This window comes from Bifidobacterium sp. (assembly GCF_050874245.1).
GTDB lineage: Bacteria > Actinomycetota > Actinomycetes > Actinomycetales > Bifidobacteriaceae > Bifidobacterium.
The window spans coordinates 21,868-33,270 of record NZ_JBNMKH010000017.1; the positions used below are offsets into that span (position 1 = coordinate 21,868).

The 11,403-nt window shown below is 60.6% G+C and carries 10 protein-coding genes; 5 read left to right on the forward strand and 5 right to left on the reverse strand.

Annotation, left to right across the window (positions count from 1 at the left end):
* Window positions 1-93: 93 nt before the first annotated feature.
* Both ACR0P8_RS03310 and serA read left to right on the forward strand, forming a co-directional pair.
* Complete coding sequence (locus ACR0P8_RS03310) at window positions 94-2,373, forward strand: HelD family protein (RefSeq protein WP_432623647.1); 2,280 nt, start codon at window positions 94-96, stop codon at window positions 2,371-2,373.
* A 10-nt stretch (window positions 2,374-2,383) separates the two neighbouring features.
* A complete protein-coding gene (serA, locus tag ACR0P8_RS03315; protein ID WP_432623649.1) occupies window positions 2,384-3,583 on the forward strand; it encodes a phosphoglycerate dehydrogenase in 1,200 nt (399 codons plus the stop codon).
* Window positions 3,584-3,697: 114 nt separating this feature from the next.
* Here serA and nrdR read toward each other — a convergent pair whose 3' ends face one another.
* Both nrdR and ACR0P8_RS03325 read right to left on the reverse strand, forming a co-directional pair.
* Window positions 3,698-4,162, reverse strand: a complete 465-nt coding sequence (nrdR, locus tag ACR0P8_RS03320) for a transcriptional regulator NrdR (protein WP_432623651.1) — start codon at window positions 4,160-4,162, stop codon at window positions 3,698-3,700.
* A 46-nt stretch (window positions 4,163-4,208) separates the two neighbouring features.
* On the reverse strand, window positions 4,209-4,646 hold the full coding sequence (locus tag ACR0P8_RS03325) for a LysM peptidoglycan-binding domain-containing protein (protein WP_432623653.1): 438 nt from the start codon (window positions 4,644-4,646) through the stop codon (window positions 4,209-4,211).
* Window positions 4,647-4,661: 15 nt separating this feature from the next.
* Here ACR0P8_RS03325 and lexA point away from each other — a divergent pair, with 15 nt between their 5' ends.
* Window positions 4,662-5,375 (forward strand): transcriptional repressor LexA, encoded by a 714-nt coding sequence (lexA, locus tag ACR0P8_RS03330; protein ID WP_432623655.1) that lies wholly within the window; start codon window positions 4,662-4,664, stop codon window positions 5,373-5,375.
* Window positions 5,376-5,544: 169 nt separating this feature from the next.
* Here lexA and ACR0P8_RS03335 read toward each other — a convergent pair whose 3' ends face one another.
* The 3 genes from ACR0P8_RS03335 to hflX form a co-directional block, all read right to left on the reverse strand.
* Window positions 5,545-6,486: a cation diffusion facilitator family transporter gene (locus ACR0P8_RS03335; protein WP_432623657.1), complete on the reverse strand. Its 942-nt coding sequence runs from the start codon at window positions 6,484-6,486 to the stop codon at window positions 5,545-5,547.
* A gap of 315 nt (window positions 6,487-6,801) precedes the next feature.
* Window positions 6,802-7,764 carry an L-lactate dehydrogenase gene (locus tag ACR0P8_RS03340; RefSeq protein ID WP_432623659.1) on the reverse strand — a complete coding sequence of 321 codons (963 nt, stop codon included), beginning with the start codon at window positions 7,762-7,764 and terminating at the stop codon, window positions 6,802-6,804.
* 261 nt (window positions 7,765-8,025) lie between these two features.
* On the reverse strand, window positions 8,026-9,486 hold the full coding sequence (gene hflX / locus ACR0P8_RS03345) for a GTPase HflX (RefSeq protein ID WP_432623669.1): 1,461 nt from the start codon (window positions 9,484-9,486) through the stop codon (window positions 8,026-8,028).
* Window positions 9,487-9,665: 179 nt separating this feature from the next.
* Here hflX and ACR0P8_RS03350 point away from each other — a divergent pair, with 179 nt between their 5' ends.
* Both ACR0P8_RS03350 and ACR0P8_RS03355 read left to right on the forward strand, forming a co-directional pair.
* Window positions 9,666-10,277: a class I SAM-dependent methyltransferase gene (locus ACR0P8_RS03350; protein ID WP_432623661.1), complete on the forward strand. Its 612-nt coding sequence runs from the start codon at window positions 9,666-9,668 to the stop codon at window positions 10,275-10,277.
* Window positions 10,274-11,403, forward strand: a 1,130-nt coding sequence (locus ACR0P8_RS03355) for a DEAD/DEAH box helicase (RefSeq protein ID WP_432623663.1), incomplete at its 3' end; no start/stop codon positions are given. The genes ACR0P8_RS03350 and ACR0P8_RS03355, both read left to right, overlap by 4 nt.

The window sequence follows — 11,403 nt, forward strand, 5'->3', positions numbered from 1 at the left end:
GACCGTCCGGACATACAAGTCGGGTCTTCCGTAACATTCGTAGAAGCCTTGGGGTACATTGGAATGCCTTGAGTTTCAGATGAAGGGACAGCAATGTCGAGTTATTCCGCCCAATTGCAGGAAGAGCAACAGGCCGTCAACCGCGCATACGACCGTCTGGACGCGTTGAGGGCCCAGGCACGATCACGCCTCGACACGGTCCGTGCCGCGGGATCGCATGGCTCGCCCACGCAACGCACCGAGCGCGATTCCTTCGCCACCATGTACGAGGATCGTCTCACCCAGCTGCGCGCCGTGGAGGACCGTCTGGTGTTCGGCAGACTCGACGACGTGCACGGCGCCCACCGATACATCGGACGCATCGGCCTGTCCGACGAGGACCATGAACCAATCCTCACCGACTGGCGCGCCGATGCCGCACGCCCGTTCTACGAGGCGACTCCTTCGAATCATGGCGACATCGTGATGCGCCGGCACATCACCCTCAGCTTCAGGGAAGTAGTCGGCGTCGAAGACGAGGTGCTCGACGTGCATTCCGACCAAGTCGGCGAAGCCTCCTCTAACGGGACATTGACCGGCGAAGGCGCGCTGCTTGCCTCGCTCAACGCGAAGCGCACCGGGAAGATGACCGATATCGTGGCCACCATCCAGGGCGAGCAGGACCGCATCATCCGAGCCGATCTCAACCAGGCCGTGGTGGTGCAGGGAGGTCCGGGCACGGGCAAGACCGCAGTCGCCCTGCATCGTGCCGCATATCTGCTGTACACCCACCGACGGGCGCTGCAACGCTCCGGCGTGCTGGTGGTCGGCCCCAGCTCGACGTTCCTGCATTACATCGACCAGGTGCTCCCCTCGCTGGGCGAGACGGGTGTGGTCAGCCGCACCATCGCGGACCTGATTCCCGGCGTCATCGCCACCGCCCACGATGAGCCGCATGCGGCGAAGCTCAAAGGCGAACGCCGCATGGCCAAGGCGATAGCCAACGCCGTGGCATCGCGCGAACGCGTCCCCTCGCATCTGCCAACCATTCGAATCAACGGCTTCAACGTGCCGATGCTGCGCACGGATGTCGAGCAGGCCCTCACCGACGCCAAACGCACCCGTCAACCGCACAACAAGGCGCGCGAGACCTTCGTGCGCGACATGCTTTCCTCGATGCGCAACCGGTATGTCGAACAGCTTGATTACGAACCGGAACAGGCCGAACTCAACGATGTGACGCAGCAGCTGCGCATGAGCGACGACCTGCGAAAGACACTGAACCTCGCATGGCTGCCGATGACTGGCGAATGGCTTGTGGACCAGTTGTTCGCGAAGCCGGAGCAATTGCGCCGGTTCGCGCCTTGGCTGGAGGAACGCGATATAGCGTCGCTGACACGGCCGAAGGGCTCGCCGTTCACCGTCAGCGACGTACCGCTGCTGGACGAGGCCATGGAATTGCTTGGCCCCGATCCGAAGGCCGTGGCCAAGCAGAAGGCTTTGGACGCCAAGCGCGCCGAAGAGGAACAGTTCGCCAAGGACACTCTGGCGCAGAACGGCATCGGCAACGGCATCGTCACCTCGCAGATGCTGGTGGACAACATCAACGGCATGGATGCCGAACTGACGGCACAGCGCGCGGCCGCCGACCGCGAATGGACCTATGGGCATATCGTGGTGGATGAGGCGCAGGAATTGACGGCGATGGATTGGCGCATGCTGATCCGCCGATGCCCGTCACGCTCGTTCACGATTGTGGGCGATGTGGCGCAGACGTCCGCCTTGGGCGGCACGCGTTCCTGGCGCCGCATGATGGATCCGTTGTTTGGCGAGAGGAACTGGCAGCTCAACGAATTGACCATCAACTACCGCAATCCGAAGGAGGTGTCGCAGCTCGCCGGCGATTTCGCCTCCGCCGAAGGCCTGTACATCTCCACCGTGAACGCCGTGCGTGGCGTGCCCGATTCCGTCAAACGTCTCGTTGTCCGCGATGACGGACTGCTCGAGGACGCGGTCGCCCAGCAGACCATCGATCTGGTACGCGAATACGTCGCGTCCGACGGCACCGGACGCGTGGCGATCATCGCTCCCGACGGAATGCTCAAAACGTTGCGGAAACGCGTCTACACCCAACTTCAGGAGGAGCTCACCGCGAAGGAGTTCTCCCGTCTTGAGGAACAAAGTTCCTGGGACGAACAGGTCACCGTATGCTCCACGCAGACCGTGAAGGGTCTGGAATACGATGCCGTGATGGTGGTCCAGCCGGGACGGATCGAACAGGACGCGCCGTCGCGCATCGTCGCGGCTTCCGACCTGTATGTCGCCATGACGAGGCCCACACAGCGCCTGCTTATAGTGCGGACAAAAGACGACGAGAATCTGCTCAAGTTATAAGGTAGGAATCATGCCCAAAGCATTATTACTTGAAAACATCCATCCCGACGCGGCGCAGTCGCTGCGTGACCATGGCTTCGAGGTGAAGTGCCTTAAAGGAGCCCTCAGCGAGGACGAGCTGATCGACGCGCTGGAAGGCGTCGACCTGCTTGGCATCCGCTCCAAGACCGCCGTGACCCGCAAGGTCATCGACGCCCGTCCCACACTCACCGCGGTCGGCTGCTTCTGCATCGGCACTAACCAAGTCGATCTCGAATACGCGGGCAAGAACGGAATCGCCGTCTTCAACGCCCCATACTCGAACACCCGCTCCGTGGTGGAGCTTGTCATCGGAGACATCATCTGCTTGATGCGCCGCATTCCGGCGCATACGCATCATATGAAGCACGGTTTGTGGGACAAGTCCGCCTCCGGCTCCCATGAAGTCCGTGGCAAGACTCTCGGCATCATCGGCTATGGCAATATCGGCTCACAGCTTTCCGTCATCGCCGAGGCGCTCGGCATGCGCGTGTTGTTCTACGACATCGAGGAGAAGCTCGCCATGGGTAACGCCCATCGTTGCTCCACGTTGAACGAGCTGTTGGAGCAGTCCGACGTGGTCACCCTGCATGTCGATGGACGAAAGTCGAACACGGGCTTCTTCGGCGAAGACCAGTTCGAGCACATGAAGCAGGACGCCATCTTCATCAACCTGTCCCGCGGCTTCGTGGCCGATCTGGATGCGTTGAAGAAGCATTTGGATTCCGGCCATCTGTCCGGCGCCGCGGTGGATGTCTTCCCCGTCGAACCGAAGAAGACCGGCGACGAGTTCCTCACCGACCTCGCGAACGAAGACAACATGATCCTCACTCCGCATATCGGCGGTTCCACCCTTGAGGCGCAGAAGTCCATCGGACAGTTCGTATCCCAGCGTCTTGAGGACTACTGGTTCAAGGGATCCACCATGCTGTCGGTGAATCTGCCACAGATCACATTGTCCGACATCAAGTCGAACTTCCGCATCGCCCATCTGCACGCCAATCTGCCCGGCGTGCTGGCGCGCGTCAACCGGGTGCTGGGTGAGGATGGCATCAACATCGCGGCGCAGGCCCTTGGCACCGAGGGCGAGCTCGGATATGTGGTCACCGACGTGGCCCAGCGTCCGGACCAGAAGGCGCTTGATCAGCTCGCATCCATCGAGGGCACGATTCGCATGCGCGTGATCAGCTGACGAGCCCGCGATGCACAGTTCTCTTATGAAGAAGTCCTCCGGCCTTATCGGTCGGAGGACTTCTTCATAAGATTCATAAGAGATATCGACATCACACGCCCATGTGAGTCATCATCATTCGTCCGTATCGCTCGATTCCGTGCCATTCAATTCATCGATGGCACGCTGGAAATCATCCAGATTCTCGAAATTCTGATAGACGCTCGCGAAACGCAGGTACGCTACCATATCAAGGTCGCGCAGCGGCTTCAGAATGGCTTTCCCGACCTCTTCCGATTTGACCTGCGCCAGTCCGCGGGAACGAAGGTCCTCCTCCACTTTCTGCCCCAGCATCTTCAGGTCATCCTCGTTGATGGGACGGCCTTGGCATGCTTTGCGCACGCCGGCAATCACCTTGTTGCGATCGAATTGCTCGACGTTTCCGGAACGCTTCACCACCAATAGCATGGTCGTCTCCAAAGTGGTGAACCGTTTGGAGCATTTCGGGCATTCGCGCCTACGGCGGATGGAATGGCCGTCATCGCTGATACGCGTATCGACAACCTTGGTGTCTGGATTCTGGCAAAACGGGCAGTGCATGTCTTACACAATAGCCCGAGCCCTTGAAATAAGCCCGACCACGGGCCTATGCCCCATCAGGGACGATAAGCCGCTGTCCGGCATGCAGAGATGCCGTATCCAAATCGTTCAAACGCATCAGCTCATCCACTGCATCTCCGACATTGCCGCCTTCATGCGTGATTCCCGAAGCGTACTTCCACAATGTATCCCCCGGTTGAACGGTGTATACGGTGACCGAAGCGGGTTCCGAAGCCGGCCGCGTCTGAAGAATGGGAACTGCCTCCACGGCGCACCAGAACGCAATGGACGCCAGAACGACCATACGGAATGCGCTTTTCATCCACCCATGTCCCATCGCCTCGCCCATCACAACACCCCTTTCGAACACATGTTCTATCGAACGCTTGTCCAAAGTATGGCACAAATGTTCGAATATTGCAAACACACCTCGAACAGATGTTTGATTTTCACGGCGTTTCGCGCTATGCTTCTGAGAACACATCGAAAGGAGCCCACTGTGAGCACCATCCCATTCACGCCCAGAACAGCAGCGGAACGTCCGGATGAGAACACGTTGACCGACCGTCAGCGCAAAGTGCTCGATGCCATCAAAACGCATCTGGCCACACAGGGCTTCGCTCCCTCATTCCGCGAAATCGGCGAAGCCGCGGGATTGAAAAGCCCCTCATCCGTCAAGCATCAGCTTCAGGTCCTTGACGAAAAAGGCTTCATTCACATGAACGCCAATAAAGGCAGGGCCATCGAGGTGGTGGAATACGACGATGAGCCTTCCAATGGCGGAATCGCCCAAGTCATCCCCTTCCCGTCCCGGGAAGACGAAAACGGCTCCATCATGGCGTCACATGACGTCCCTCTGGTAGGGCGCATCGCCGCAGGCGTTCCCATCACGGCCGAACAGCATATCGACGACGTGATGCGGCTTCCGGAACGCCTGACGGGGACCGGCAATCTGTTCATGCTGGAAGTGCATGGCGATTCCATGATCGACGCGGCCATCTGCGATGGTGATTTCGTCGTCGTCCGCGAGCAGAACAGCGCGGAAAACGGCGATATCGTCGCCGCCCTGCTGGACGATGAAGCCACCGTCAAAACATTCCGCAAGGATCATGGCCACGTCTGGCTCATTCCGCACAATCCGGCATACTCCCCCATCGACGGCACCCATGCGGAGATCATGGGCAAGGTCGTCACCGTGCTGCGCAAGATCTGACGCACGGACCTACGGCATGGCTACGCCGAAACTGATATGACGTCCAGGACGTTCCATGGAGCCGGAATCGTCATACCGGCCATCGCTTCGACGTCGACATTCCATCCGACATGTTTCTGAGGTGCTGCCGAGGTGCCGGCATCACGGACGTCCGCCGCCTCGGCGCAAATCATGAATGGAGTTCTGTTCTGCTGTCCGAATCATATCCTTCCGGCTCCAGCTGGAAGGTGGTGTGGGGCACCGACACCGGGAAGTGCTCACGCAGACAGCTCTGCAACTGGTTGAGGATATCCGCGGCATCATCCATGGTGAGTCCGCGCTCCACCACCACATGGGCCATGACGACGGGCATGCCCGTGGAAACGGTGATGGCGTGCAGGTCATGCACCGCGACCACATGCGGCACCCGTTCAAGATGTTCGCGCACCTTGTCCAAGTCCAGATCCTGCGGGGTCTCCTCCAACAGCACACGCACGGCATTGCGAAGCAGTACGAATGCGCGTGGAATCATCATCAACGCGATGATGCCACCGGCGACCGCGTCAAAACCGGCCCATCCCGTCGAAATCAGCACGATGGCAGATACGATCACCGCCACGGAGCCCAAAGCATCGTTCATGACCTCAAGAAAAGCGGCCTTCATGTTCATGTTGTCTTCGCTTTGACCAGCGAGGATGAAAATGGATCCTATGTTCGCGGCGAGGCCGAGAATGCCCATGAAAAGCAGCAGCCGGACATCATGCACTTCGTCACCCGCTCCACCGAAGAGACGCATGCCCGCTTCGACGAGCGCGTAGATGCCGACGATGAGCAGCACGAGCGCCCCCACCGCAGCGGTAAGTACCTCAAGACGCGCCCACCCCCAGGTACGTCTGCTGCTCGGCTTGCGTTGCATCAGCACCGCCGTAACGGTGGAGGCGACCAGCACCGACATGTCGGTGAGCATGTGACCTGCATCGACCAGCAACGCCAGCGATCCGGTGATGACGGCGCTGGCCACTTCGGCGACGAACACCGTGGAGGTCAGCCCCAACGACATCATGAGTCTTTTTTGATGTTCGGCTCCACCTTTCGCCATCGCGGCGTCCACACCGGCATGATTATGCGCCATGGGATTCCCTTTCGTCCGCGGCCCGATCCGCAGTTATTGAAACCGCTTCTCAATACCATTTTCATTCGGCTTAAAACGCAGGAAACCCCAGCCCGAAGGCTGGGGTTTCCGAAGTCCGTTGACAGTTTAACGACTCATCGGCCTGCTGTCAATCATCACAACAAGGAAGGCGGCAACGGAGAAACCACTCTGTTGCCGCAAACAGGAATAAGAAACGCGGCAACGCGTGTGTCAGCAAGGCGCCCAGAGCGAAGGCGTACGAAGGTACGTCGAGTTCTGGGCAACGCAGCTGACACTCTGTTGCCGCGTTTTGCATCAGAAGCCGAACTGGGCGGCGGTCTCCCTCAGGGTCTCCGCGGAGCGCTTCAGAGCGGCGAGCTCGCGGTCGGACACCGGGGTGTTGATGGCGGTGTTGACACCGGAGCGGTTGAGCAGGGTCGGCACGGACATGCACACGTCGGAGATGCCGTGGAAGTCGTGCAGCATGGAGCTGACCGGCAGAATGCGGTTGGAATCGCGCATGACGGCTTCGATGATGTCCACTCCGGACATGCCGATGGCGTAGTTGGTGGCGCCCTTGCCGTTGATGATCTTGTATGCGGCGTTCTTGACTTCCTGGTGAATCTGCTCACGCACGTCGGCGTCCAGCGGATCGTGGCCCGGCAGCGGGGTCCAGTCGCACATCGGGACGCCACCGATGGTGGCGGAAGCCCACAGCGGAACCTCGGAATCACCGTGTTCGCCGGCGATGTAGGCGTGAACGTTCTTGACGTTGACGCCGGTCTGCTGGGCGATCAGGAAGCGCAGACGAGCGGAATCCAGATTGGTGCCGGAACCGAAGACCTGGTTCGCCGGCAGACCGGAGATCTTCTGGGCGACATGGGTCGCGATGTCGACCGGGTTGGTGATAAGCATGTAGATGGCGTTCGGGGCAACCTTGACAAGACCCGGAATGATGGCCTTGAGGATGTTGATGGTGGCGCCGACCAGCTCGAGGCGGGACTGTCCCGGCTTCTGGCGCGGGCCTGCGGTGATGACGATCATGTCGGCGTCGCGGCAGATCTCCGGATCGTCGGAGCCGTCGATGGTCACGGTCGGATAGAAGCTGGAGCCGTGCTGCATGTCGAGGACTTCGGCCTCGACGCGTTCCTTGGCGATGTCTTCGAGCACGATCTCACGTGCGACGCCACGCTGAGCAGCAGCGAAAGCGAGAGTGGAGCCGACTGCGCCGGCACCGATGATAGCGAGCTTCGTGGGCTTGATAGGTGAATCCACCATGTGCTTTACCTCTCTTTGAGCAAGAAGAACTTCCCGCGTGTGGCAGGTATTTCTCTTATCGATTTCACCTTTACTTTATCCATACAGCATGACGTTTCGCCATGGATTCATATGAATCACAAACGATGAAACGTGATTTGCATCACAACTTTTGTGAGCGCTCACATACGCTGTGCCCGTTGGATTCCAACATTTGCAGTCTGTTGCATTGTTTGCAGAAATTCCCGATGGCAATCCTCAGAGAAGGTCCAGGCGGGAGACTCACCCGATGGCCTGCTCCACGATCTTCGCGGCCAGCTGGTCGTCGACCTCCGCCTCGAGCATCATGCCGTCATCGCGGTATTCGACGTTGATCACCTTGCCATATTCGCGCACGCGCGACATGAGCGCCCCGGCCGCATACGGCAGCAACGCCTCGACATGCACGTTCGGCGTCGGCAGCATCGATTCGACATGCTCGCGCAACGCGTCGATGCCTTCCCCTGAGAACGCGGACACGATATGCGCCTCCGGCATCAGAGCCCCGATACGCTCACGCACAGCCTCGTCCATACGGTCGGCCTTGTTGAACACCACAATCGTGGGAATCGTCTCGACGCCGTCTATGTCGGCAAGCACGTCGTCCACCGCGTCGATCTGCGAGAACGGGTCGGGATGCGATCCGTCGACCACATGCACGATGAGATCCGCGTCGGCGACCTCCTCCAGCGTGGATTTGAACGCCTCGATCAATTGCGTGGGTAACCGGCGCACGAAGCCGACGGTGTCCACGTACGCGTACAGTCGTCCATCCTTGGCCTTCGCCCGGCGCACGGCGGTGTCCAAGGTCGCGAAGAGCGCGTTCTCCACCAATTCCGTGGAACCGGTCAGCCGGTTGGTCAATGACGATTTGCCCGCGTTCGTGTAGCCGACCACGGCCACCGTCGGCAGTCCGAACCGACGTCGGGCTCCGCGTTTGACGTCGCGGGCCGGCGCCATGTCGGCGATCTGCCGGCGCAGTTTCGCAATCCTGCTGCGGATCACGCGACGGTCCATCTCGATCTTCGTCTCACCCGGACCACGGGAGCCGATGCCGGCGTCGCCCGCCGCACGGCCGCCCGCCTGACGAGACAGCGATCCGCCCCAACCGCGCAGTCGCGGCAGCATGTATTCGAGCTGCGCCAGCTCGACCTGCGCCTTGCCTTCCCGCGAGGTGGCATGCTGGGCGAAGATGTCAAGGATGACGGCGGTACGATCGACGACCTTCACTTTGGTGGCATCCTCCAGCGCGCGACGCTGGCTCGGCGGCAAATCATCGTCGACGATGATGGTGTCGGCCTCGTTCTGCGCCACGATGCCGGCCAGTTCGCGCGCCTTGCCGGAGCCGACGTAGGTGGCCGCATCCGGCTTGATGCGATGCTGCAACAGACCGTCGCACACCACGGCGCCCGCGGTTTCGGCGAGTGCGGCGAGCTCCCTGAGCGATTCCTCGGCGGCGCCCTGCGTGGTCTCTCGGCTGGACCATACGCCGACGAGCACCACGCGTTCGAGTCTGACCTTGCGGTATTCGACTTCGGTGACGTCTTGGATCTCGCCGAGACCGGCGACGTGCTTCAGCGCGTTGCGGGACTCGCGCTCCTGCCATTGCTCGTCGTGGGCCTCCCGGATACGCTCCCCGCCGTCGGTATCAAGCAGCACTTCGGATTGGTCGGCGAGCACTCCCCCGACTTCGCCTGCGGTCATGCTCTGCTCGATATCGTTGTCTTGGCTCAATGGCACCTCTCACGGTTGAACTATGGTGTCTTTATTATCATCATTGTCTAGAGACATGGGCATCACCGTTTTCGCCACGTGGACGTGTGCGTGCGATTGCGGCGCGTTTTCCACGCGGATGCCGGAACGAATGTTGGCAAGGAGAGAGCATGGCGCAGGCCGAGCAGTATTTCGCGGCGGAACCGCGATCGAAGGATGTTCGCAGGAAACTGCACGTCACATTGCGTGGCAATGAAGCGGATGTGGAGGTGTCGAACGGCGTGTTTTCCGGCAATCGCGTCGATTTGGGCACGTCGGTGCTGCTGCGTCAGGCGCCGGAGCCGCCTGAAAAGGGCACGTTCCTTGATTTGGGCTGTGGCTGGGGTCCCATCGCGTTGACGTTGGGTTTCGAATCCCCGAAGGCGGACATCTGGGCTTTGGACGTGAACGAGCGTGCGTTGGAATTGACCCGCCGCAATGCCGAGTTGAACGGTATGGAAAATATCCACGCGGTCACGGCCGAACAGATTCCGGACGATGTCACGTTCGACCTGATCTGGTCGAATCCTCCGATCCGCGTCGGCAAGGAGGTGCTGCACGAGCTGCTCATGACGTGGCTGCCGCGGTTGAACGTGGGCGGATCCGCCTATCTGGTGGTGCAGAAGAATCTGGGTTCCGATTCGTTGATTCCTTGGCTGGCCGCGCAACTGGGCGACGGATATGAGGTAGGCAAGTACGCGAGCTCGAAGGGCTTCCGCGTCATCGAGGTTGTGAGGGCATGAGATTCGAATATCCTTCCGAACTGCCGGTTTCCGCGGCACGCGACGAGATCGCGGAAGCCGTCAAGTCAAGCCAGGTGGTGATCGTCTCCGGGCAGACGGGTTCCGGCAAGACCACGCAGCTGCCGAAGATTCTGCTTGAGCTGGGCCGTGGCTCGCATGGCAGGCAGATCGTGCACACGCAGCCGCGTCGGCTCGCCGCGCGCACCGTCGCCGAACGCATCGCAAGTGAGATGGGCGTAAAGCTGGGCGAAGAGGTCGGCTATCAGGTTCGGTTCACCGACGAAAGCTCGCCGAAGACGCGTCTGCGCGTGGTGACGGACGGTATTCTGCTGGCGCAGATCCAACGCGATCCGAAGCTCATGCAGTACGACACGATCATCATCGACGAGGCGCATGAGCGCAGTCTGAACATCGATTTCCTGCTTGGCTATCTGACGGCATTGCTGCCGAAACGGCGCGATCTGAAGCTGGTCATCACGTCCGCGACGATCGATTCGGTGAAGTTCCAGGAGCATTTCGAACACGCGCTGCACACGAAGGTGCCGGTAATCGAGGTGTCGGGACGCACGTATCCGGTGCAGATCGTGTATGAGCCGTTGGGCACCGCGCCGGCGCTGATGCGTTCCGTGCCGGGTTTCGAAACGGGCGCGATGCCGGGAGACGCCGACTACGAGGCGCTGTCGGCCGTGCCCGATGGCAGGGATGGCCGCGATTCGCGCGACACGAACGTGGACATGCCCACCGCGGTGGCGCGCGCCTGCGCCGAACTGGTGATTCATTCGAGCCATGAGCGTGGACCGCGCGATATTCTCGTGTTCGCCTCCGGCGAGCGCGACATCCATGATTTCGAGAACGCGTTGCGCCGCCACTATGGTCCGCGCGCGGCGGATATGCGCCGTCCCGATGCGATCGAGATCGTGCCCCTGTTCGCCAGGCTGTCCTCGAAGGAGCAGCAGAAGGTGTTCGAACCGCACACGCATCAGCGCATCGTGATCGCCACGAACGTGGCCGAAACGTCGCTGACGGTGCCGGGCATCCGCTATGTGGTCGATCCAGGCACGGCACGCATCTCCCGCTATTCGAAGACGGCGAAGGTGCAGCGTCTGCCTATCGAGCCGATCAGCCA